General features: G+C 71.4%; 18 protein-coding genes. 8 read left to right on the plus strand and 10 right to left on the minus strand.

The window, feature by feature from the left end:
* Positions 1-81 precede the first annotated feature (81 nt).
* The 5 genes from BKA00_RS19130 to BKA00_RS19145 all read right to left on the minus strand — a co-directional run bounded on the left by BKA00_RS19130 (position 82) and on the right by BKA00_RS19145 (position 8,369).
* Positions 82-4,305: a LamG-like jellyroll fold domain-containing protein gene (locus BKA00_RS19130; protein WP_185026875.1), complete on the minus strand. Its 4,224-nt coding sequence runs from the start codon at positions 4,303-4,305 to the stop codon at positions 82-84.
* Between the two features lie 315 nt (positions 4,306-4,620).
* Positions 4,621-5,166 carry a VWA domain-containing protein gene (locus tag BKA00_RS19135; RefSeq protein WP_185026877.1) on the minus strand — a complete coding sequence of 182 codons (546 nt, stop codon included), beginning with the start codon at positions 5,164-5,166 and terminating at the stop codon, positions 4,621-4,623.
* Complete coding sequence (locus tag BKA00_RS39920; RefSeq protein ID WP_268248192.1) at positions 5,163-5,297, minus strand: hypothetical protein; 135 nt, start codon at positions 5,295-5,297, stop codon at positions 5,163-5,165. Before BKA00_RS39920 ends, BKA00_RS19135 begins: the two co-directional genes overlap by 4 nt.
* The gene (locus tag BKA00_RS19140) at positions 5,294-5,500 is read right to left on the minus strand and encodes a TerD family protein (protein WP_185026879.1); all 207 of its coding nucleotides are present in this window, start codon (positions 5,498-5,500) and stop codon (positions 5,294-5,296) included. Before BKA00_RS19140 ends, BKA00_RS39920 begins: the two co-directional genes overlap by 4 nt.
* A gap of 91 nt (positions 5,501-5,591) precedes the next feature.
* Positions 5,592-8,369: a LuxR C-terminal-related transcriptional regulator gene (locus tag BKA00_RS19145; protein WP_230298556.1), complete on the minus strand. Its 2,778-nt coding sequence runs from the start codon at positions 8,367-8,369 to the stop codon at positions 5,592-5,594.
* Positions 8,370-8,562: 193 nt separating this feature from the next.
* Here BKA00_RS19145 and BKA00_RS19150 point away from each other — a divergent pair, with 193 nt between their 5' ends.
* Positions 8,563-8,919 (plus strand): VOC family protein, encoded by a 357-nt coding sequence (locus BKA00_RS19150; protein ID WP_185026883.1) that lies wholly within the window; start codon positions 8,563-8,565, stop codon positions 8,917-8,919.
* Between the two features lie 50 nt (positions 8,920-8,969).
* The gene (locus tag BKA00_RS19155; RefSeq protein ID WP_185026885.1) at positions 8,970-9,593 is read left to right on the plus strand and encodes a VOC family protein; all 624 of its coding nucleotides are present in this window, start codon (positions 8,970-8,972) and stop codon (positions 9,591-9,593) included.
* Between the two features lie 89 nt (positions 9,594-9,682).
* Here the strand turns inward: BKA00_RS19155 and BKA00_RS19160 are convergent, their stop codons facing one another.
* Complete coding sequence (locus BKA00_RS19160) at positions 9,683-10,927, minus strand: sensor histidine kinase (RefSeq protein ID WP_185026887.1); 1,245 nt, start codon at positions 10,925-10,927, stop codon at positions 9,683-9,685.
* A gap of 194 nt (positions 10,928-11,121) precedes the next feature.
* On the opposite strand from BKA00_RS19160, the gene BKA00_RS19165 reads away from it, so the two are divergent.
* A complete protein-coding gene (locus BKA00_RS19165; RefSeq protein WP_185026889.1) occupies positions 11,122-12,933 on the plus strand; it encodes a glycoside hydrolase family 15 protein in 1,812 nt (603 codons plus the stop codon).
* A complete protein-coding gene (locus BKA00_RS19170; protein ID WP_185026891.1) occupies positions 12,930-13,418 on the plus strand; it encodes a hypothetical protein in 489 nt (162 codons plus the stop codon). The genes BKA00_RS19165 and BKA00_RS19170 overlap by 4 nt, the downstream gene beginning before the upstream one ends.
* A gap of 25 nt (positions 13,419-13,443) precedes the next feature.
* Here the strand turns inward: BKA00_RS19170 and BKA00_RS19175 are convergent, their stop codons facing one another.
* The 4 genes from BKA00_RS19175 to BKA00_RS19190 form a co-directional block, all read right to left on the minus strand.
* Positions 13,444-13,956, minus strand: a complete 513-nt coding sequence (locus BKA00_RS19175; protein ID WP_185026893.1) for an NUDIX hydrolase — start codon at positions 13,954-13,956, stop codon at positions 13,444-13,446.
* The gene (locus BKA00_RS19180; protein WP_185026895.1) at positions 13,953-14,393 is read right to left on the minus strand and encodes an SRPBCC family protein; all 441 of its coding nucleotides are present in this window, start codon (positions 14,391-14,393) and stop codon (positions 13,953-13,955) included. The genes BKA00_RS19175 and BKA00_RS19180 overlap by 4 nt, the downstream gene beginning before the upstream one ends.
* 452 nt (positions 14,394-14,845) lie before the next feature.
* Complete coding sequence (locus BKA00_RS19185) at positions 14,846-15,211, minus strand: roadblock/LC7 domain-containing protein (protein ID WP_185026897.1); 366 nt, start codon at positions 15,209-15,211, stop codon at positions 14,846-14,848.
* A gap of 41 nt (positions 15,212-15,252) precedes the next feature.
* Positions 15,253-15,618 carry a hypothetical protein gene (locus BKA00_RS19190; RefSeq protein ID WP_185026899.1) on the minus strand — a complete coding sequence of 122 codons (366 nt, stop codon included), beginning with the start codon at positions 15,616-15,618 and terminating at the stop codon, positions 15,253-15,255.
* Between the two features lie 148 nt (positions 15,619-15,766).
* On the opposite strand from BKA00_RS19190, the gene BKA00_RS19195 reads away from it, so the two are divergent.
* The 4 genes from BKA00_RS19195 (at position 15,767) to BKA00_RS19210 (ending at position 21,721) form a co-directional block, all read left to right on the plus strand.
* On the plus strand, positions 15,767-16,687 hold the full coding sequence (locus BKA00_RS19195) for a hypothetical protein (protein WP_185026901.1): 921 nt from the start codon (positions 15,767-15,769) through the stop codon (positions 16,685-16,687).
* A 143-nt stretch (positions 16,688-16,830) separates the two neighbouring features.
* Positions 16,831-17,637 (plus strand): SAM-dependent methyltransferase, encoded by an 807-nt coding sequence (locus BKA00_RS19200; RefSeq protein WP_230298557.1) that lies wholly within the window; start codon positions 16,831-16,833, stop codon positions 17,635-17,637.
* Positions 17,638-17,978: 341 nt separating this feature from the next.
* The gene (locus BKA00_RS19205) at positions 17,979-19,988 is read left to right on the plus strand and encodes an ABC transporter ATP-binding protein (protein ID WP_185026903.1); all 2,010 of its coding nucleotides are present in this window, start codon (positions 17,979-17,981) and stop codon (positions 19,986-19,988) included.
* 410 nt (positions 19,989-20,398) lie between these two features.
* Entirely contained in the window at positions 20,399-21,721 is a 1,323-nt protein-coding gene (locus BKA00_RS19210; protein ID WP_185026905.1) for a hypothetical protein, read from the plus strand.
* Positions 21,722-21,736 lie beyond the last annotated feature (15 nt).

The following is a 21,736-nucleotide window of genomic DNA, read 5'->3' on the forward strand; positions in this document are numbered from 1 at the left end:
AACGAGGTGGTCAGCAGGAAATGGGTGTCGGCCAGTCGGCCGGGCAGGCCTCGGTGGGTGTTCCTCGCCCGCCCACCGCCGTCAGTCGTAGGACTGGGGCAGAGGCGGATTTCCGTAAGGGGTGTCGATCTGCTGAAGGTTGGCCAACGGCAACACCTCATTCGGAGCGAGGGCGCCCTTGACCAGCCATACATCGCGGATCAGCCCGGCGAAGTACTCGCGAGTGGGGTCGTTGTCGCTGGTCTGGCCATCGGCGAAGCGGCGGCCGATCTGCACGGGGCCCGGTGCGTTGAACCCGATGACGCCGGTCTTCGCCGATTCGGCACTGGTGTTGCCGTTGACGTAGAGGGTCATCGTGTCGGTCTCCGCGTCATAGACCAGTGCGAGGTGGTCAGGGCCGGAGTCGGTGCAGATGTTGCAGGACTGCGACTGGTAGGCGGTGACCCGGGTGGTTCCGAGGGCGTCGGCGACGGAGGCCTCGATCTCCCAGCGGCCGACCCATTCGTCAGCGGGGTCGTCCCGGTCGGGGTCCCAGTTCGGATTCCTGGCCGCCTTCGGGTTGAAGCGCACGGTGAAGGCGTTCTGGGTGATTCCAGCCAAAGAGAAGACCGTCATCGGAACGGTCGGTTTCACAGCGTCCACCCAGCCGGCGACCGAGAAGCTTCCGTCGGTGCGGACTACGGGCAGCGCCGTCCTGGCCCATTGGCCGACGCCGGAGGTGTTGGCACCGTGGAGCGCCAGACACCCGCCGTCGAGTTGGTCGCAGGTCTCCCCATCGGTCTTGATCTCCGCGCCGCCGTACAGGGTGAGATCATGGCCGGCGCCGGAGTCGTCCGGGACCACGCCGTTGGCCGGAGCGGTCGAGAGTCTCCAGCGGGCCTGGACGGTGGAGCGGTACCACCCGGCAACGTCCTGGGCGGTGACGGCCCGGTCGAACACCCGAACGTCATCGATCTCGCCCCGGAAGAAGTCGGTTTTGATCCCGTTGTACTTGGCGCGGCCGATCGCGAAGGCGCCGCGGTTCACGCCCGCCCACTGGTCCCCGTTGTAGGACGTGGTCTGTTCGAGCCTGCCGTCGACGTACAGGCTGATCGTTTTGGCCGTCGCGTCGTAGACGCCGACCAGGTGGGTCCACTGCCCGACTACCGGGGGCTGCGCCGACAGGGCTCGGACGCCGACCGCATCGGCCTTGTCTCCGAGCACTCCGGAGAATGCCCACCGATCGTCGATGGGCGAGTACTGCAGGTACATCGAGCTTGCGACGTCGGCGTCCTGGGAGGCGATGGTGAAGACGCCGCCCTTGGTCGCCAGCTTCGCCCACGCCGAGACCGCATAGTTCTTCGTCGGGTCCAGCACGGGCAGCTTGGTCTCGGCGTAGCCCGTGGTCGCCGGGTCGGCGTCTGCGTTCAGCTTCAGCGACGACGACCCGACCCTCGCCGGGGTACCCAGCGCGTAGTCGGTTCCGACCATGCCGGCCTCGTTGACCGAGAGGAGGCGCCACTGCTCCCACTGTGAACCGGTGCAGGTCTGCTGAAGGACATGCGCGCGGTTGTCCATCGATTCGCCATCGATGGTCAAGCATTTGTTGCTGTGCGCGGGTTTGAGCTGGTAGGCACCGTCCGCCTGCTCGACGCGCTGGAACCGCTGGCTCGGCACCTCCGCGCAGTCGGACTGGATACTGTGGGCGCCGTCGGCGGTGGACGCGGGTGTCCCGTCGATGTCGAGGCATTTGTCGCTCTTCTTGCTGACAAAGGTGTAGGTGTTGGCGCCGACCTCGCTGAGCCTCCAGCGTTCCCAGTCGACGCCGTCGCAGTCCCACTGCATGATGTGCGCGCCGGGCGTCTTCTGGCCGCCTTCGACGTTCAGGCATTTGCCGGTCTTGACGTTGACGGCGGTGAAGGTGTCGTCTGCCGCGATCTCTTCTCGGAGCCTGACCGTCCCGGCGGGGTCGTCCAGTTTCCAGTGCGCCTCTTCGCTGGCGACGCGGCGGACACGGAAGCCGTAGTCGGGAGCGGTGCCGGAGCGGCCGGCCCGGTCGACGGCGTGCACGTTCAGCTTCCAGTCGCCGCGAACGTCCGGTGTCTTGCTGAACGTGCAGGCCGTCGTGGTGCAGCCGGGCGTCTGCCCGAGCACGAGCCAGGTGATCGGTTCCGCCGGGCGGCCGGGGGGCGTGAACTGGTAGCCGAACTTGACGATCGGTTCACTGCCGGGCGCCGCGGTGACCGTGAAGTCGCCGGGCTCTCCCACCCCGTCATGCTCGATGGCGTTGGCGGGGTACTTGGCGGAGGTGACGATCGGCGGCGGCGGAGCGGCGTCGTCGTAGACGAACCAGCACTTGTGCCCCAAGCCGCCGACGCTGGTCGGGGCGTCGGCCCAAGGGCCCGCGCCGAGCCAGTTGTGCCAGTCGTCGTTCTCCAGCCCGTCCTTGAAGTCGTGCCCTCGGACGGTCCATGCGAGCGGGACATTCTTGGGAATGCCGCGGGACGACGCCAGGGCGCTCATGGCCTTGGTGAACACTTGTCCGGAGTTGCCGCCGCCGGAGTAGACGGGCGTCGAGTCCGGGGCCGGTGCCGCCCCGATTCTCCAGGAGAAGCCGGCCCCGTTCGCGTCACCCCAGCCGATCATGAACTCGCCCTGGACGCGGTCACTGCCCTGCGGGTCGGTGATCTTGGCGGCCATCGTGGGCCAGACCCGCAGCCGGGGCATGGACGCGTCGTTCAGCCCGCACGGGTAGGTGCCGCCCTCTCCCTCCAGGTGAGCGTTGGCCGGAGTCTTGGGCGGAAGGTTGTACAGGACGCGGAGGACGGCATCGTTGTTGAACCGCTTCCAGCCAGTGGTGCTTCCCTCGCTGGTCGCCTTCAGGCCGAGCCAGAGAGTGCCGCTGCCGTTGGCCGTGTTGTCGACCTCGGTCTTGAGGGTCTCGCTGGAGAGCACCACCGTGTTGTTCGCGCAGCCAACGCCCTCGTTTCCATAGTTGAAGCTTTTCTCCACCAGCTTGCGCTGCCAGAACCCGGAGGCGGCCTGCGTCCCCCAACTCGTCGAGCCGCTGACCCCTTTGGTCTTCCAAACCTGCGCCGCGGCCGCAGTGCAGTTGTAGGCGCCGGTCTGGTACGGCTTGAACTCCGCCCACAGAACGTTCGTCCGCATCACGGCCGAGGGAAGGACGAACTTGTAGAACAGCCGCTTGGTGATGGTGCCGCCGCACTGCCCGCCCATGTAGGGGTCGGAGTCCGAGCAGTACCCCATCCCCTCGTCTTCCCAGGAGGAGTCGGTGTACTTGGTCGACACCATGACCGCGGCCGACTCCCCCGGTCCCTGCCAGTCTGGGTCGATGTAGAGCGGAAACGTCGTACCCGTCCCGGTCAGCAAACCCGGATCGGGAACAAGGGCCAGGTTTCCCCCTACCGCGGACGACTTGACGCGGCCCCGCTTCACACCGTCAGCCGGGGTCTCGGCGGCCATGGCCCTCTCGGAAAGAGTCGTCTTGCGGACGCCGCCGGCGGCCTTCCCGGAGGAGTCCCACATCATCGGCTCGGCGGCCTTGAAGACCGTTCCCCCAGCGGCCTCGTCCACCACCCGCATACCACCGGACTTGTCGGCCTCCACCTTCATCCGATCGGCTTTCAAGCCCATCCGGACTGTGGCCAGCCTCGGGTCCCGCGCCGCGGCCGGGGTCTTGACGACCAGAACGTGGCTGAACCCACTGGGCTTGGCGCGCACTACCAAGTCCACGTCCGGGAGAACGTTCTGGTACGTCGCCGATTCGCTGTCGACGACCGGCGCCGGCAGTCTGCCGTGCGGCCAGGTCAGGGACATGGTGCGCCCGGCCCGGCTCATCGTCGCGAACGGCCCGTCGCCCCCGGCGGAGAACGCCAGACCGACCGTTGTCGCGCCTGGAGCGAGCATGCCATCGGCGCGCCGCCGCAGCCTGGTGTCGATCGGCACCCACTTGCCATCACGCAAGGTGCGGACCGGCCGGGCGCTCACCGTGGCCTCCAGGCGGCCGTCCGGCAGCGCACGCACCTCGCGTTGCGGACCGGTCATCGAGGTGACGTTGACGGGCCGCTTCGACTTCAGCGCGGCCGCGACCGCCTCACGCTGAGAAGGTGCCGCCTTGGGCGCCTCATCCGCATGAGCTGCGGACATGGACGCGTCCCAGGGAAGACCCACCAGCGACAACGGCAGCAACAGGGCGAACGCCGTGGCCGCACTGGTCGCGGAGAACGGCCGACTCCGCACGCGATGCGACCTGGACTTTCGTAGCGGAAAACGACCCCAGAAGCTCACCGAGACCTCCGCGCGCATAAAGTCCCAATAAAGTCGTTTTAACGTAACGTGACCGATCGCGATTCGGAAGAAGTGGAACGATCAAGAGATTGTGATCTACGTCACGACGAGTTCGGTAACCCGACCCCACCACCTGCGCGTCTTCGCCAAGGTGATTTACGCTGACGCTTGCGAGCAACTACCGAGAGTGATGATCGCTGTGCTTGGAACGCCGGAGGTGTACAGCCTTATGCCGCTGTTCCGGAACAGGGAGATAGGCACAGCTGGGTGGTGAGAATAATCCGATGAGGTTCGTTTTGACGTTCCCTGACATCGAATTCGGGGGGCCTGACTTCAGTTCGAGCCCATAGGTATTCCGTGGGCTTTTGCTGATTTCAGCCAGGTGGGGAACTCGGAGAGGATTCGCTGGTAGAGCTCTGTGTCGGTGATGTTGGCTATGTCGTCCACCGCGAAGAAGCCGGCATTGTCCATGAGCCGCCCTTCGAGGGTGTCCAGCTTTTCCAGAATTCCGTACCTGCCGTGGCCGAGGCCGATGAACTGCCAGAAGACCGGCCGGTTCGACGCCTCGCGGAGCAGGCGGGCGATCTGGGCGCTCTTGGCCACGCCGCCGTCGGAGAAGAACAGCACCAGGACCGGTTCGCCCGGACGGGTCTCGTAGTACGCGAGGATGTCCTCGATCACCTGGGGCTCGTTGTCGCGGCCGCCGAGGCTGACCCGGCTCCCGTCGGCGGCGACGGCCTCGTGCGGGCGCACGTTGTCGTGCGTCCACGCCTCGATCTCGGCGACCCGCAGCGGCGGGAGCCGCGCGAACTCCGTCGCGAAGATCCACGCGTCCAGCGCGCCGTCGTCGTCCACCTGGAGGGCGATCGCCGCCGTCACCCCCCCGACATCGCCGGAGCCTCGAACCGGGGACCTCCGTGCACGTCGGCGCGGACCGCGACGCCGTCGAACGTCCCAGGCCCGTCCACGCCGGCGACGAGCGCGATGGTCGAAACGTCATCGGGGATCATGTCCGGGTCGATGACGACCTCGGCGCCTTCCAACCGGACCCGTCCTGAGCGGGATGGTTGAAGAAGACCAGGTCATCGTCCGACCGAACCCGCCGGTCATCGCCCAGGAGCACCGCCGACACGTCGATCGGCGTTCCGGCGGCGGTCACGGCGACCCTGACACGACCGCCGTCCAGCGCGGCGTTCTCCCCCTTGCGCAGCATCGCCCGCTCCCTCCCCCGGCCCACGCCCGGACCCCTCATAACGTCCGACGCCAGCCACTGATGCAGGGTTTACAGCCGACTCCGGGTCCGGCTAGCGGACGGTCCCGGGGGCGAGGCCGAGGGCGTTGAGGGCGGCCGTTCCCCGGACGGCGTGATCGCCGCCCGCGAGCAGCATGGTGCGGGCCGACTGGTAGCGGCAGCCTGCGGCGTCGAAGGCGTCCACGGTGGCGAGCGACCGCTCCGTGTCGCCGTCGAGGAGCGCCTCGGCGCGTTCCACGATCGCACCGGCGACCGGGTTGCCGGCGGTGAGCTCGCGGGCGTCGGCGAGGCGGTCGCGGGCGTCGGGGCTTCCCGCGAGGACCGTGGCCTCCGCCCGCAGGGCCACGTACCAGTGGAGCCAGATCCAGGTGACCCACCTCCACACGTCGCCAGGTTCGGGGGCCAGCCGCTCCAGCGCTCGCGGCGCCTGCCCGTCGTGGAGCAGCAGCATCGCGTCGAAGACCGCGCCGTAGCCGTGGACCCGGTTCGGTGACGAGCCGAACCGCTCCAGGATCGTGTCCCACTCGTGCCGGGCGTCCCGGTCGCCGCGGAGGCCGTGGACCATCGCGACGGCGGTCACCGCCGGTTCGAGCTCCGGCCAGACGGGGCTGCCGCTCCGCCGCCACGCGTCCAGGAACCGGACGGCGCCGGTGAGCACGCCCTCGGCTTCGCCCGCCAGCGCGTCGGCGACCAGCTGCCAGCTCGTCGCGCGGTGCCCCACCTCGGCCAGCGACGGGTGATCGGCGAGCCGCCGCGCCCAGCGCCGGGCGTCGGGCAGGTCCCCGACGCCGATACCGGTCTGGGCGGCCTCGCCGAGGGCCTGGACGAGCTCGTGGGTGACCGCGGGCGTGGTCTGCGCGGACGACAGGAGGGTGACGCGGCGGCGGGCCGTGGACGCGGCGGCGAACGCGTCGCCGACCCAGCTCTGGACGGCGCAGAGCGCGTCGAGCGCGGCGGACTCGGCGGACGGGACACCGGTGCGGTGGGCGAGCTCGACCGCGTCCTCGGCGCGCGCGAGGGTCCGCGCGACGGCGTCGTCGTGCGGGTCCTGGTCGGCGCCGAACGCGTCGGCGACCGACGCGGCCTCGGCCAGCGCGACGGCCGCGCGCGCGGCGGGGTCGTCGCCGGCGTGCCCGCGCGCCTCGGCGATCAGTGCGCGCGTCTCGTCCGGGGACGGCGCCCGGACGAACGTGCCCGAGAAGCGGAACACGGTCGTCGCGGCGGTCGCCAGGTCGGCGGCGGCGCGGGCGGTGTCGCCGGACCGCCGGGCGGCGTCCGCGGCGGCCCGGTGCAGGCGGTACATGTCGTCGCCGTGCATGCGGCACCCGGCGACGGCGGCGGCGTGCCGGAGCATCGCCGCGGCGCCCGCCGGTTCCCCGGCCAGCGCGGCGGCCTGCTCGTACCGCTGCTGGGACTCGCCGACCAGGTTGCGGGTGAAGGCGAGTTCCGCCAGGCGCCGCGCGAGGTCGTGCGCGTCCGCGCGGTGGTCCGGCCGGTCGGCCGCCCAGGCGAGGGCGGAGCGGAGGTCGTCGGCGGCGGCGTCGAACCGGGGCCGCCAGTCCGTTCCGGTGGCGGCGGCGAGGCCGGCCGCCGTGGCCAGGCACCAGCGGAGGTGCCGGGCGCGGACGCCGTCCAGCTCACCGGCCTCGGCGAGCCGCTCGACCCCGTACTGGCGGATCGTCTCCAGCGCCCGGTACTCGGTCGCGCCCGCGGACGCCCGCACCACCAGCAGGCTCTGCTCCGCCAGGCGGGCCAGCCCGTCGGCGACCACCCCCTGATCGGCCCCGGCCACCTCCGCCGCCGCCGCGGCGGTGAACGGCGCGACGAACACCGACACCCGGCGCAGGAGCTCCCGGTCGGCCGGTTCGAGCAGGGTGTGGCTCCAGTCCACCGCCGCCCGCACCGAGCGGTGCCGGTCGTCGGCGCGGGGCCCGCCGGCGAGCGTCCGCAGCGGGTGGGACAGGGCCGCGGTGAGACCGTCCAGCCCGAGCGTGGGGTACCGGGCGGCGGCCAGCTCGATCGACAGCGCCATGCCGTCCAGCCGCTCGCAGATCGAGCGGATGTGCTCGTGCAGCGGGGGGTCCAGCGGCCAGCCGATCGCCGTCGCCCGCTCCTTGAACAGCGCGACCGCGTCCGGCTCCCCGCCGGACAGCGACAGCGGCGGGACGGCGTACACCCGCTCGAACGGCACCATCAGCCGGGCCCGGCTCGTCGCCAGCACCGCCACCCGGGGGCACGCCGCGAGCAGCCGTTCCAGGAACAGCGCCACGCCGTCCCGCACCTGCTCGCAGTTGTCCAGGACGAGCAGGGCGTGCCGGTCGGCCAGCGCGGCGGCCACCGACTCGGTCATGCCGCGGCCGGGCTGCTCGCCGAGGCCGAGCGCGGCGGCGACCGCGTCCGCGACCATCCCCGGGTCGGTGACGGGCACCAGGTCGACGAACCAGACGCCGTCCGCGAACGCGCCGGCGGCGTCCGCCGCGACGGCCAGCGCGAGCCGGGTCTTGCCCACGCCTCCCGGGCCGACCGCGGTCACCTGCCGGTGCTTCCCGATCACCCCGGCCAGCTCGGCGCGCTCGCCCGCCCGCCCGACGAACGAGGTCAGCGGGGCCGGCAGGACGGGCACCGGCCGCGACGCGCCGACGGCGCGGCGGCCCGCGGCGGCCCGCCCGGCGAGCGCCCGCCGGTCCGGGACGTCCAGCTTCCGCAGCAGGGCGGAGACGTGGCTCTCGGCGGTGCGGACGGAGATGAACAGCCGCGCCGCGATCTCGGCGTTGCTGAGATGCTCCCCGACCAGCTCCAGCACCTCGGCTTCCCGGGGTGAGATATCCACTGTCGCTACCACTGTCCCATTCTGTCGCACACGTTCCGCGCTCCGTCCGTATCCGTGCTGCGCAGGGGCGGTGCGTAGGGGGCGCTGCGTAGCCGGTTCCGTAGTCGCCACGGATGTGGCCGGGGCGGCCTCGGCGCGAGGCTGTGAGCAGTTGAACAGCGGGTCGACGCGGCCCACGACCCCAGGAGTGACCATGAGCGGCTCCCCCGTCCGAGGGATCAGGACCGTGCTGCATCCCGTGAGCGACCTGACCAGGGCCAAGGCGGTGTACACCGCCCTGCTCGGCCAGGCCCCGCAGACCGACTCGTCCTACTACGTCGGATTCGAGGTCGGGGGCCAGCACATCGGACTGGTCCCGGACGGCGGACCGCAGGGCATGACCTCGCCGGTGGCCTACTGGCACGTGCCGGACATCGAGGCGAAACTCGCCGAGCTGACCGCCGCCGGCGCGGCCGTCCGGCAGGCCGCGCACGACGTCGGCGCCGGACGGCTGGTCGCCACCGTCACCGACCAGGACGGCAATGTCCTCGGGCTGATCCAGGACCGCTGAACACGACCGCCCCCACCGCACGACACCCCGCCCAGCGAGAAAGAAGCATCATGACCTCCTTCGCATCCGTCACCCTGGAAGTCTCCGACCCCGCGGCCGCGGAGGCCTTCTACGAGGCCTTCGGCATCGCCGACCGCGTGGACGTCCGCGCCTCGGACGAGCCGGCCGCCGGCTTCCGCGGCTTCGCGCTGTCCCTCGTCGCGTCCCAGCCCGGAAACGTCGACGCCCTCATCGGCGCCGCCGTCGACGCCGGCGCCACGACGCTGAAGCCCGCCACGAAGTCCTTCTGGGGCTACGGCGGCGTCATCCAGACCCCGGACGGGACGATCTGCAAGGTCGCGTCCTCCAAGAAGAAGGACTCCGCGCCCGCCGCCCGGGAGTTCGACCAGATCGCTCTGCTGCTGGGCGTCGCGGACGTCAAGGCGAGCAAGCGGTTCTATGTCGACCGCGGTCTGGCCGTCGCCAAGAGCTTCGGCGGCAAGTACGCCGAGTTCGACACCCCGTCCTCGGCCGTCACGCTGGCGCTGTACCCGCTCCGCGCCCTCGCCAAGGACGTCGGCGCCGCCCAGGACGGCACCGGCTCACACCGCCTCGTGCTGGTCGGCGGCGACGAGCCCTTTACCGACCCGGACGGCTTCACCTGGGAGGCCGCGCCCGCCCGGACCCTGGCCTGAGGCCGGGTGGGCCCCGCCGCTCCGCCCGGGCTCGGGCGGAGCCGGGGTCGGCCGCCCCGGCGTTCCGGTGCCCGGTGCCGTCGGGGGCGCTATGCGCCGTCGGGGGATCGCCGGAGGGGCAGCCGCAGCGTGAAGCGGGCGCCGGGTGTGTGATCGGCGATGTGCAGGCTGCCGTCGTGGGCCTGGGCGATCTGGCGCGCGATGGGCAGGCCCAGACCGGTGCCTTCGGGATCGAACCGGCGGGCGTCGCCGCGCCGGAAGAAGCGGCGGAAGACGCTCTCGCGCTCGTCGGCGGGGATGCCGGGCCCGTCGTCGGTGACGTTCACGATCGCGTGCCCCTGCTCTCGGGCGACCGTCACCTCGATGCGCGTCCGGGTGTGGCGTTCGGCGTTGTCGAGCAGATTGTTCAGCAGGCGTTTCAGCCGGACGGGTGAGACCTCCACGATGACGTCGGGCTCGGTGTCGACGCTGACCCGCACGTCCGGCGCCCGGTGCCCGTCACCGCGGCGGTCCACCTCCGTCCGCACCAGGTGCGCCAGGTCGACCGGTTTCGTGTCCAGCGGGGTGCGGGCCTCCAGCCGGGCCAGCTCCAGCAGGTCGGCGACGATGTCGCCGATGCGTTCGGCGTCGTGCAGCGCGGCGTCCAGGACCTGGCGGGAGTCGGCCTCGGGGTCGCTGAGGGCGACCTCCAGGCGCGTCCGCAGGCCGCTGACGGGGCCCCGCAGGTCGTGAGAGGTGTCGGCGATGGCCTGCTGCTGGACCTGCAGCGCCTGGCGCGCCGCCTCCGCGGCGCGCCGCTCGCCTGCCTGCGCGCGCCGCAGCCGCTGGTTGACCTCCTGCAGCTCCCGGGCCCGCGTGAACAACTCGGCCTCCAGCTCCTGCGTTCCCGCCGCCAGGGCCTGCCGTACCGACTCGGCGCCGCCCTCGGCCTCGCGCAGTCGCTGGACGAACCTGGTGACGTCCTCCACCTGGTTGACCACCCACGCCACCCGTCCTTCCGGCCCGGGCAGCGGCGTGTTGACGATGGTCCAGTACCGCTCCTGGAACACCCCCGACCCCGGCGGCTCCTCGACGTCGTAGCGCTGCAGTCCCATCCGGTCGGCCCCGCCCTCGCCCACCACCCGTTCCAGCGAGGCCCTCAACCGGCGGGCGCTGTCCCCCTCCGGGCCGCCCGGGAACACCTGGAACACGTTCCGGCCGATCAACTGGTGACGCGTTCGTCCCGCCGCCCGCTCGTACGCGCAGTTGACCGCCGCGTACTCCCACTCGCGCGACAGGATCGAACACGCCACCGGCAATGCCTGGAACAGCGCCGAGAAGTCCACATCGGCCATCACCCACTCTTACTTCGCATCGCCTCAAAAGAGGGCCAACTTTTCTCCAACAACACGATGGCGAGGACCGGGGCTTCAGGCCGCTGAGGTGCGGGAATCCTTGAAGTCACAGGGGAGGAGTGTGACGTGATGGGCCGTGACCGAGTGAGGCCCTGAACCATGGAAATCGGCGGCCCTCCGTACGGCCAGGGCGTATGACGGCCTTCCGGAGCGACGGCCACGTCCCGCTGCGCGACTACGCGGTGATCGGGGACGGGCGGAGCGCCGCGCTGATCGCGGCCGACGGGTCGGTGGACTGGCTGGGGCTGCCGGACCTGGACTCCCCCTCGGTGTTCGCCGCCGTCCTGGACCCCGCCCGGGGCGGCCGTTTCGTGCTGGAGCCGGAGGAGCCCTTCACGGCCGCGCGCCGGTACCTGCCGGGCACGAACGTGCTGGAGACCACGTTCACCACCGGACGCGGCAGTGTGCGGGTCACCGACTCGCTCACGCTGGAAGGCGACGGGACGCTGGGGCCGATGCGGGAGTTGCAGCGGCGCCTCGACGGCGTTGCCGGGACCGTGCCGTTGCGGTGGAGCGTGCAGCCGCGGTTCGGTTACGGTGCCCGCCGGGCGCGGATCACGAGGCGCGCCGGTGTACCGGTGGTGGTGGCCGGCGGGGACGCGCTCGCCGTCTGCACCTGGGACGCGGGCGAGCCGGTCTGCGCCGACCGGGCGATCAGCGGCCGCCTCGAACTGGCGAGGGGGCGGCGGGCCCTGGTGGCGATGCCGTTCGCGCACCAGGAACCGCTCGTCCTGCCGACCCGGTCCGAATGCGACACCCGGATGGAGCACACCGTCGCGGCCTGGCGCGGCTGGACGCGGGAACATGCCTACGAGGGCATGTGGCGGGACGCCGTGCTGCGCAGCGCACTGGCGCTCAAGCTCCTGATCTTCGCCCCCTCGGGGGCGATCGCCGCCGCGGTGACATCGTCGCTGCCGGAGCAGGTCGGTGGCGAGCGCAACTGGGACTACCGCTTCTCCTGGGTCCGCGACTCGGTGTTCACCCTTGACGCGCTTCTCCGGCTGGGATGTCCCGCTGAGGCGGACGCCTACTTCTGGTGGCTCATGCACGCCACCCAGCTCACGCATCCGCGGCTGCGGGTGCTCTACCGGCTGGACGGTGGCGGCCACGCACCGGAACGGACGCTCCCCCTGGAGGGGTACCAGGGGTCCAGGCCGGTTCGGACCGGCAACGCGGCGGGCGCCCAAGTCCAACTGGACACCTACGGTGAGCTGCTCCAGACCGGCTGGCTGTACGCCGGTGCCGCCGGACGGCTGGACGGGGACCTCGCCCGGCGCCTGGCCGAGCTGGCCGACTTCGTCTGCGCCGCCTGGCGGCGGCCCGACTCGGGGATCTGGGAGGTCCGCAGCGAGCCCCTGCACTTCACGCACTCGAAGATGATGTGCTGGGTCGCGCTCGACCGGGCCATCGACCTGTCCGAGCGCGGACTGATCCAGGACCGCGGTTCGGCCCGCTGGCGGCTCGCCCGCACCCAGGTGCGCGACTTCGTCGAGACGCGCTGCTTCTCGTCCCGCCGCCGCTGCTACACGCGCTCCGCCGGCAGTTCGGAGCTGGACGCCGCCGTGCTGCTCGGCCTCCTCCACGGCTACGCCCCTCCCGGTGATCCGCGCATGCGCGCCACGGTCGACGCCGTGGGACGCGAGCTGCGGCACGGCCCGTTCGTCGACAGGTACTCCGGCGAGGACGGGTTGGGCGGCACCGAGGGCGCGTTCCTGGCGTGCTCCTTCTGGCTGGCCGAGTGCCTGGCGCTCACCGGGCGCCTCGACGAGGCCGTCGCACTGATGGACGACCTGGTAGGGCTGGCCAACGATGTCGGCCTGTACGGCGAGGAGATCGATCCGGACACCGGCGCCTTCCTGGGGAACCTGCCCCAGGGGCTGAGCCACCTGGCTCTGATCAACGCCGCGTGCGCCATCGGCTCGGCCGCCGGGGAGGCGGTCGGGTGAGCGCCTGGGGAACCGCCGCGGGCGGCTTCGTCGCCACGCTGGTCCTGACCACCGTCCTGCGGGCCGCCAGCGAGTTCAAGCTCACCCGCGCGGACCTGCCGTTCCTCCTCGGTACCGCCCTCACCGCGAACCGGGCCCGCGCCAAGGCGATCGGCTATCTCCTGCACTTCGTCAGCGGCGAGGTGTTCGCGTTCGTCTACTACGCCGTCTTCCTCGCCATCGGCCACGCCGGCTGGTGGCTCGGGGCCCTGTTCGGCCTGGTGCACGGACTGTTCGCCGGCACCGCCCTGGTGAACATCCTGCTGCCGTTGGTCCATCCGCGGATGGGCAGCCCTTTGACCAGCGCCCCCAAGGTCGCCCTGCTGGAACCCCCGGGCTTCCTCATGCTCAACTACGGCCCCAGCACGCCCCTGGTCACCGTCGTCGCCCACATCGGCTACGGAGCCATCGTCGGAGGCTTCGCCTCCCTCGGCCCCCACGGGTGATCCCACCCGACGTCCGGCGGGTCGGTCAGTGGTGCCAGGGGAGGCGGACCGGCTCGGAGGGGGTGCGTCCCGCGAGGAGCTCGGTGAGGAGTTCCGCGAGCATGAGCGGGTAGATCGGCTCTTCCACGCTCTCCATCTCCTCGATCCGCCACCAGCGATGGGCGCTGACGTGCTCGCGCTCCATCAGGGTGAACCCCGCGGTGTCGATGTCGCGGGCGGGCGTGCGGAACAGGAAGAAGTCGTCCCGGAACACGCCCCGGGCCCAGCCGAGGTCCGCGTACCCGGAGGCCACGGCGACCTGCGGGCCGAGCTCCTCCGGGGAGACGATCAGGCCGGTCTCCTCGCGCAGCTCGCGGGCCGCGGCCACGCTCAGGGTCTCACCCTCCTCGACGCCTCCGCCCGGAGTGATCCAGCAGTGGCCCGCCTCGGGGTCGCCGGCGGCCTTCGGCCAGCGGAACAGCAGGACGCGGTCGGTGTCGTCCACCAACAGCACACGGGCGGAGCGCCGCCGGTAGACCTCGTCGGCAGGCGCGGTCACGAGCCCAGCACGGAGCCGAGCTTGGCGAGCTGGGCGTCGTAGATGCGCTGCAGGCCCTTCGGGGCGAAGGTCCGCTCGAAGAAGCCGCCGACGCCGCCCGCCCCGTCCCAGGTGGTGGTGACGTGGACGCGCGCGCCTCCGTCGGCGGGAGTGACCGTCCAGGTGGTGACCATCGAGGAGTTGGCGTCCCGTTCCACCAGGCGGTCACCGGCGGGCGCGCTCACGGTGAAGAGGCAGTCGCGCACCCGCTTCTTCGTGGCCGCCAGCTTCCAGTGCACCACCGTGCCCTCGCCCTGGCCGCCTTCCCGCACTTCGTACTCGCTGAAGTGCTCCGTCAGCATGCGGGAGCGGACCCCCGTGTAGTCGCTGAGCGCTCCGAGGACCTGGTCCGGGCTTGCTTGCAGCGTGCTCTCCGCGTTCACCACGACTTGTCCCATGCCGATCATCCTTTCACCGCACCGGACTGACGAGCGCATCGCCGGGCACCCATGCCTCCTCCGAGACTACGGCCGGGCACTCCGAATCCGGCCACCGGAGGGTGGGGACAGGGGCCCCATCGCCTGCGCCACCGCGACCGCCGTCCTGTTCGGCGCCTACGAGCAGCAGTCCCCCGTGAACTTCCTGTTCACGGCGCCGGAGATCGTCTGGGAAGTGTCACTGGGCATCTGGCTCGTCACCAAGGGATTCCGCCCCTGCCCCCTCATCACAGGCACGGCGCCCCAGACCACACAGGTGCCCGAGACACCGTGACCACGACGTCAGTGTCTCTCCGTTAAGGCAGGACATCTTCGTATCCGCCATTAGTCAGAACCTTCTTTCCACCATTGCGGGCGGCGAGTTCGCGCGCCGCTCGCAGAAGGCGTCCCCCGTTGCGAAGGACGTTCGGTGGTCAGTTCTGAGCGAGAATGGCGCCGAGGCGGTCGACGGTGGCCCGGGACCGCAGGTGCAGGTCGGCGATGTCCAGCCCCTCGTCGCCCAGCACGACGAGCAGCCCTGTGCGCTGGACGGCGTAGACCACGATGTGACCGCTCTGGCAGCGGGTCACCACCTCGCGCAGTTCGCCCATGCCGACCTCGTTCCCCGCGCTTCGGCCGAGGCCCAGTGAGGCCGCGGCGAGCGCCGCCAGGACGTCGGGCCGGACCTCGTCGGTGTCGGAGGCCACCAGCATCCCGTCCACCGACGCCACCGCGGCGTCCGTGACGCCCACCACCTGGCCCCGGAGTGCCTGCAGTTCCGCGAGCACGGCTTCGCGCATACCCGTTCTCCCCCAAATTTCGCCCCGAGACGGAGACGCGGTCAGACGCTGAGTTCGGCTTCGATCCGCCGCAGGTGGTGCCGGGCGAGCGCCAGGTTGGCGCGTTCCCGGTTGAGTGCGAGGTAGAGGAACAGGCGGCCGTGGCCTCGTCCGAGGACGCGGATCAAACTGTACTGCCGGTTCAAGGTGATCAGGATGTCCTCGACGGAGTCGTCGATGGCGAGGGATTCCAGAGTCCGGACCTCGGCGCGGACGACCTCGGTGCTGCCCGCGGCGGCGACCTCCAGGTCGAGTTCGGGGCCCCCTCCCAGCGATCCGAGGGACATGCCGCTGTCATAGTCGACCAGGGCCGCGCCGATAGCGCCCTCGATGGCCATGGCTTCCTTGAGCGCCGTTTCGATGTTCATACCACTCCCGACGAATTGCTTATTTCGGACGCTAATATATCCCGCGAACGGGCTTCCACAACCGGGAAGCCTTGGATTCCGCCGATCCGGCACCGTGGCCACACTCAATGGGGCATCGAGCACCATCAGGGAAGGCGAGAAGGGACAGATGGCATCAGAAGCGCAGCCTCCGGCAGGACGCGGGCGTGACCACGCGGGCGTGCTGATCTCGGCACTGACCCGGCGCGGTCGGCAGCGGTTCACCGGGACTCTGCGGATGGACGGGTCCCCGGGCGGCTCGGTGAGCATGCGCGACGGCCTGGTGGTGGCCGCCTCCACCCCCGCCGCGCCGGGACCCGAGCCGCTGCTGCTGCGCTCCGGACGGATCAGCGAGGCCGACTGGACCGCCGCCTTCACCGCCGGCGCCCCGGAGGGCCGGCTGGAACGCGAACTGGTGGTGCGCGGCCTCCTCGGCGACGCCGGAGTCCAGGTCATCACCCGCGCCGCGGTCGCCGACGCCCTTTTCGCCATGGCACTGTGCGGGGTCCGCACCTGCACCGCCGACCCCGGTGACGCCGCCCCGCTTCTCGCGTCCGACCCCGGCCTGGACGCCGAACGCGCCACCCGCGAGATCCGCCGCAGGCTCGATCTCGCCCACTCCTGGACCGTGCTCGGCCTGTCCGTGCGGTCGAGGCCGCGAAGCAGCAGGCCCGCGGGGTCCGTGCCGGTCAACGCCCAGCGGCGGGAACTGCTCGCCAAGGTCAACGGCCGCCGGACGCCCCGCGACATCGCCTTCGCTCTCGGACGCGGCCTGTTCCCGGTCATGAGCGACCTGGCCACTCTCATCGCCGACGGGCTGGCCACGGTCGAGCCGCCCCTCGCCGCGGGGTCCGATGCCGTCCTCGATCCGGAGCCGCGGACCGGCCCCGCCGTCCCCTCGCCGGAACTCCCGGACGAGGGCATCCGGTCGCGGGCGGCGCCGCCTCCCCCGCACTGGAGTCCTCCCCCGCAGGAGCCGACCGGGCTGCCTCGGCGCAGGCACCGGAGCACCGACCACGAACCGCGGTTCCAGCGGAAGCCGCCGACCTGAGGCCGGGCCTTTCCGGCGCCGCGGAATCCCGCCCGCGCCGAGGAAAATGGCGTCAACGCGATCATCCGGCCGGACTTGGCCACCGCGTCCCGGCCGGGCTAGTCTTTCCCCGGAAATAACTTGATCTTGGGTGGAGGTCGTACGTGGCCGAGAACGGCCTGTCCCCGGAAATCGATCTCACTCGGCCGAGCGTCGCCCGCATGTACGACTACTACCTGCACGGAAAAGACAACTTCCAGGTCGACCGGGACGCGGCGGATCGGGTCGCGCAGGCCATGCCGGAGATCGGCGAGCTCGCCCTGGAGAACCGCTCGTTCCTGCGCCGCTCCGTGCGGTACATGGCGCGCCGGGGAATCCGGCAGTTCCTCGACATCGGCTCGGGGCTGCCGACCGTCGGCAACACCCACGAGATCGCCCACGAGATCGTCCCGGACGCCCGCGTCGTGTACGTCGACAGCGATCCGGTGGTCCTGGTGCACGGGCGCGCACTGCTCGCGACCAACGAGTTCACCACCGTCGCCCAGGCCGACATGCGCCGGCCCGGCGAGGTCCTCGGCCACGCCCGGCGCACCGGGCTGATCGACTTCGCCGCTCCGGTCGGCGTGCTGATGATCGCCATGACGCACTTCCTCACCCTGGAGGAGCGGGAGGACGTCATGGCGCCCCTGCGGGAGGCGCTCGCGCCGGGCAGCCATCTCGCCGCGACGCATGTGACGACGGAAGGGCACTCCGCGGAGGCCGTCGAGCAGATCGAGGGGGCCTACGCGGCCACTCCCACCCCGATCTATTTCCGCGACAAGACCGACATCGAGCTTTTCTTCGACGGTTTCGAGCTCGTCGATCCCGGTCTGGTCACCATCGACACGTGGAATCCCGAAGACGACGAGACGGATAAACCGGCCGACGATGTCGGCAAATGGCTTTACGGAGGCGTCGGCCGGACAAGCTGACGCCCGTTCCTGGACAGCATGACCCAGAACCAGTTCCCCCACCGCAGCCGCCGGGCGGGGAGGCTGACGGCGTCCCGCGTTCGCAGGACGAGGCGTGGCCCCCTCCTGGCGGGCGAACCACTCGACGAGAAACGATCACATTATCCGGGGCATCGGGGGCTTACCGGGCGGGTGGAGAACTGTGCCCCGGGAGCGCGGGCCCAAAGACCGCGGCAACCCTTCCTCGCGGCCGGGCGCGGCACAGAGGGTGGTGCCCGTCCCCCCTGCCCGGAGGCCGGTCCCATGACCATCGTCGCCCGCTCCAGTGATCGCGAGACGTCGCCGACCCCGGAGGTGGGCCCATGAGGCTGCCGCTGCGCCGCCGCCGCGCCGCCGCGCCGGTCGAGGCGCCCGTGGGGCCGGCCCTGACCGAGCACAAGTGGTATCGCAAGGCCGCCGAACTGTCGGACACCGGCATGCTCACCATGGCGCGGCGGCTGCCGACTCTGATCAGGCAGGTGATGCGGCTCGCGTGGCGGGCGGGCCCCCGGGACCTGGCCGCCACCATCGCGTTCAACGTGGCCGCCGGGGTGTTCACCGCGTTCGGCCTGCTGGCCACCACCGGGGTGCTGACCGCGCTGTTCTCGGCGGGCCCGACCCCGGACCGGGTGCGGGCCGCCGCACCGGAGCTGGTGCTGGTGGGGGCCGCGGTCACGGTCCGCGCGGCGTTCTCGGCGGCGGCGCAGTGGGCGCAGGCCCGGCTGCGCCCGCAGGTCGAGCAGATCGTCGAGCAGCGGCTGTACGAGCTGACGACCGCGATCGAGCTGGCGGCGTTCGACGACGCCGAGTTCCAGGACGACCTGCACCGGGCCCGCATGCGGGGCGTGGACTCGGCCCCGTCCATGGTCGACAACGCGGTGGACCTGTTCACCGCCGCCGTCGGCGTCGCGGCGGCGGCAGGGGCGCTCGGCGTGCTGCACCCGGTGCTGCTTCCGCTGCTGCTGCTGACCGCGCTGCCCGAGGGATGGGCGGCGGTCCGCGCGGCCCGGCTGGGATACCTGACCCAGCTGGATCTGGTGGAGGTGCGGCGGCGGAGCTGGATCATGTCGGACCTGATGACGGAGCGGCGCCACGCCGCCGAGGTCCGCTCCTTCACCGTCCGGGCCTTCCTGCTGCGCCAGTACGCCGCGCTGGCCGCCCACGTCCGCCGCGTGCTCCTCGACCTGGCGCGGCGGCAGACGATGTCGCAGGTGTGGGGCGACGTCCTCAAGGGTGTCGCGACCGCGTTGATGTACACGGCGCTGGGGCTGCTCCTGTGGCGAGGCGTGATGCCGCTCGCGGTGGCCGGGACGGCCGTCCTGGCGATCCGCGCCGGTCAGACCTCTCTCGTCAACCTCGTCTACGCCCTGAACCGCTGCTACGAGGACGGCCTGTACTTCAGCGACTACATGGCCTACTGCCAGAACGCCGAGCAGCGCGTCCAGCGGTCTCGCGCCGGCGAGCCGGGCGACTTGGAGAGGCAGCTCGCGGCGCTGCGGGGGTTCGGAGAGATCCATGCCGAGGAGGTGACCTTCGCCTATCCCGACAGCGACAAGCCATCGCTGCGCGGGGTGTCGGTGCGGCTCGGCCGCGGGGAGATCGTCGCGCTGGTCGGGGAGAACGGATCGGGGAAGACGACCCTCGCCAAGATCCTCGCCGGCCTCTACGCCCCGCAGGGCGGCGCGGTCCGCTGGGACGACACCCGCGTGAGCGACCTGGCCCCCGAGGCCCTGCGGCGGGCCATCGCCGTCGTCGCCCAGGACCACACCCACTGGCCGATGACCGCCGCCGACAACATCACCATGGGCGACGACCTGGCCGCCGCCGACGTTCGGGCGAACGTCGACGAGGCCGCGACCAACGCCGGCGCCGACTCGGTCATCGCCACCCTGCCCCTCGGCCTCGACACCCTCCTGGACAAGCGCTTCGCCAACGGATGCGAACTGTCGGGCGGCCAGTGGCAGCGGCTGGCGGCCGCGCGCGGCTTCTACCGGGACGCGCCCCTGCTGATCTGCGACGAACCCACCGCCGCACTCGACGCCCGCGCCGAACACCACCTGTTCGACCAGATCCGCCGGCACGCCGCCCAGCACGGCCGCACCGTCCTGCTGATCACCCACCGGCTCGCGAGCGTCCGCCACGCCGACCGCATCTACGTCCTCGACGGCGGACGCGTCACCGAACACGGCACCCACCGGGAACTCATCGCCCAGAACGGCCTCTACGCCGAACTGTACGAACTACAGGCGTCGGCATACCGCCAAGGCGAAGACGCAGACGCCTTCGCCGCCAATCCAGGATCCAGCTCCCCGCACGGCTCGGGATATCAGTGACCCGCGCGCCGACCATGCCGCTGACGGAAGCCAGCGTTGGCGAGAAATGGCGGTGCAGGGGGCGTTCCCAGGGCCGGTGATACCATCGACGGCCGGACGCTAGGCGCAGCTGACCTGCTGTTCTCGCGAACACTCTGACTCCCGGCGGTCCCGCGCCCCGACGACATGACGGTTTTCGGCGTCCCGGCAGTTTGAGGGAGATGCCGGATTCGTTTCGGACGTCTGAAACGCACTCATCGCTCTTACCGCGCGTTGCCGGATTCGGTCAGGCGGTAAGTCGGCGAATACCGGGCCGGGCTTCCGGCGGCGGTTGATCATTTTTTATGATGTTCTCGGCTGAGGGGGTCCGTCGATCCGGACGCCGGCCCGCTCCCGAGGGCGCGGGCGGCCCGTGGAACGGAGAACGCCTTTTGGGTGCGCGCGTATCGTGGAGACGGCTGTCGCGGATCGTTCCCCTCATCGTCGTCGGGGCGCTGCTCGCCACGGCGGCGGGGCTCGGCGCGGGCGCCCTCGTCCATCCGGGTGATCTCGCGGGCTCGGCCTGGTACTCCTTCCTCGCCGGGTTCCTGCTGGCCATCGGCCTGTACGGGAGCACGCACGAGATCGATCTCGGGGCCCTCCGGCGGGACGCCCGGGGCGTGCTGGTGGCCGTCACGCTGGGCGTCGTCATCAAGGCCGTCCTGATCGCCGGCGTGATGCTGCTGGTGTTCCACGACGCCCGCTACCTGGTCCTCGGTATCGCCGTCGCGCAGATCGACCCCCTGTCGGTGGCCGCGATGCGGGCGAACAGCCGGATGTCGGCGCGGGCGAAGGCGCTCCTGTTCGCCTGGGCCTCGTTCGACGACCCCGTGACCGTTCTCCTCTCCCTCTACTTCTCGATACTCGCCTTCCGGCTTTCCGGACGGGACGGATCGCCGAAGGCCGGTCCGTCGGAGGACGGGCTCGGCGCCTATCTTACCGATCTGGGATTGAACCTCGCGCTGGCGGCCGCGGCCTTCGGCGTCTTCGTCGCACTGCGGGGCCTGCGGAAACCCGTTGCACCCGCCCCCGGCCCGGCGGTCGCCCGGCCCTCCGCGCGGCGGGGAGCGGAGGCGGGCGGGCGGTTCGCCGACCTGCTCTCCCTGGCGGTGCTGCCGGTCGTCTTCCTGGTCGCGGCCCAGTGGATGCTGATGCTCGCCGTGGCCGTGATCGGTCTCTTCCTCAGAGTCGGCGCGTACGCGAAGGTGGTCGACCGCGCCGTGGCGACCGCCTTCCTGGTCGCCTCCTTCGCCCTCGGCCTGCTGCTGGTGGACGGCGTCGACCTGCTGCCGGCAGTGGTGCTGGGCGTCGCGGCCTTCGGCGCCCAGGCGCTGATCTCGCTGCTCGTGGTGCCCGTGCTGGAGCACGGGCTGAGCGGTCGCGACCGCGTCCATCTGGCCCTCGGCCAGCAGAACGGGATCACAGCGATCATCCTGGCGCTGGCGCTGGAGCCCGACTTCCGCGGCACCGTCGGGATCGTCGCGCCGGCGATCCTGGTCGTGAACGTCCTGCACTACGCCTCCAACGGGGTGCTGAACCGGTACGCCGGCGATCCGCCGCACCCCCCGGCCGACGAGCCGGGCCCGCCGGGGACGGGCGCGTTCCGGCCCGGTGCGCTGTCCGGCGCCGCGCCGGCGTCCGGCCCGCCGGATCCCCGGCCGTCCCCCGAGACCGACGCGTGCGCCTCCGCTCCCGGCGCCGACCCGGAAACGTGATCCCTCGGACGCGAC

The organism is Actinomadura coerulea (assembly GCF_014208105.1).
GTDB classification, from domain to species: domain Bacteria; phylum Actinomycetota; class Actinomycetes; order Streptosporangiales; family Streptosporangiaceae; genus Spirillospora; species Spirillospora coerulea.

Bases quoted from the DNA above. Each gene is read 5' to 3' on its own strand.
- BKA00_RS19160 (WP_185026887.1), bottom strand. From the start codon at position 10,927: ATGGCCGATGTGGACTTCTCGGCGCTGTTCCAGGCATTGCCGGTGGCG.
- BKA00_RS19155 (WP_185026885.1), top strand. From the start codon at position 8,970: ATGACCTCCTTCGCATCCGTCACCCTGGAAGTCTCCGACCCCGCGGCC.
- BKA00_RS19130 (WP_185026875.1), bottom strand. From the start codon at position 4,305: ATGCGCGCGGAGGTCTCGGTGAGCTTCTGGGGTCGTTTTCCGCTACGA.
- BKA00_RS39920 (WP_268248192.1), bottom strand. From the start codon at position 5,297: ATGATCCCCGATGACGTTTCGACCATCGCGCTCGTCGCCGGCGTGGAC.
- BKA00_RS19150 (WP_185026883.1), top strand. From the start codon at position 8,563: ATGAGCGGCTCCCCCGTCCGAGGGATCAGGACCGTGCTGCATCCCGTG.
- BKA00_RS19185 (WP_185026897.1), bottom strand. From the start codon at position 15,211: ATGCGCGAAGCCGTGCTCGCGGAACTGCAGGCACTCCGGGGCCAGGTG.
- BKA00_RS19195 (WP_185026901.1), top strand. From the start codon at position 15,767: ATGGCATCAGAAGCGCAGCCTCCGGCAGGACGCGGGCGTGACCACGCG.
- BKA00_RS19190 (WP_185026899.1), bottom strand. From the start codon at position 15,618: ATGAACATCGAAACGGCGCTCAAGGAAGCCATGGCCATCGAGGGCGCT.
- BKA00_RS19205 (WP_185026903.1), top strand. From the start codon at position 17,979: ATGAGGCTGCCGCTGCGCCGCCGCCGCGCCGCCGCGCCGGTCGAGGCG.
- BKA00_RS19180 (WP_185026895.1), bottom strand. From the start codon at position 14,393: ATGGGACAAGTCGTGGTGAACGCGGAGAGCACGCTGCAAGCAAGCCCG.
- BKA00_RS19140 (WP_185026879.1), bottom strand. From the start codon at position 5,500: ATGCTGCGCAAGGGGGAGAACGCCGCGCTGGACGGCGGTCGTGTCAGG.
- BKA00_RS19165 (WP_185026889.1), top strand. From the start codon at position 11,122: ATGACGGCCTTCCGGAGCGACGGCCACGTCCCGCTGCGCGACTACGCG.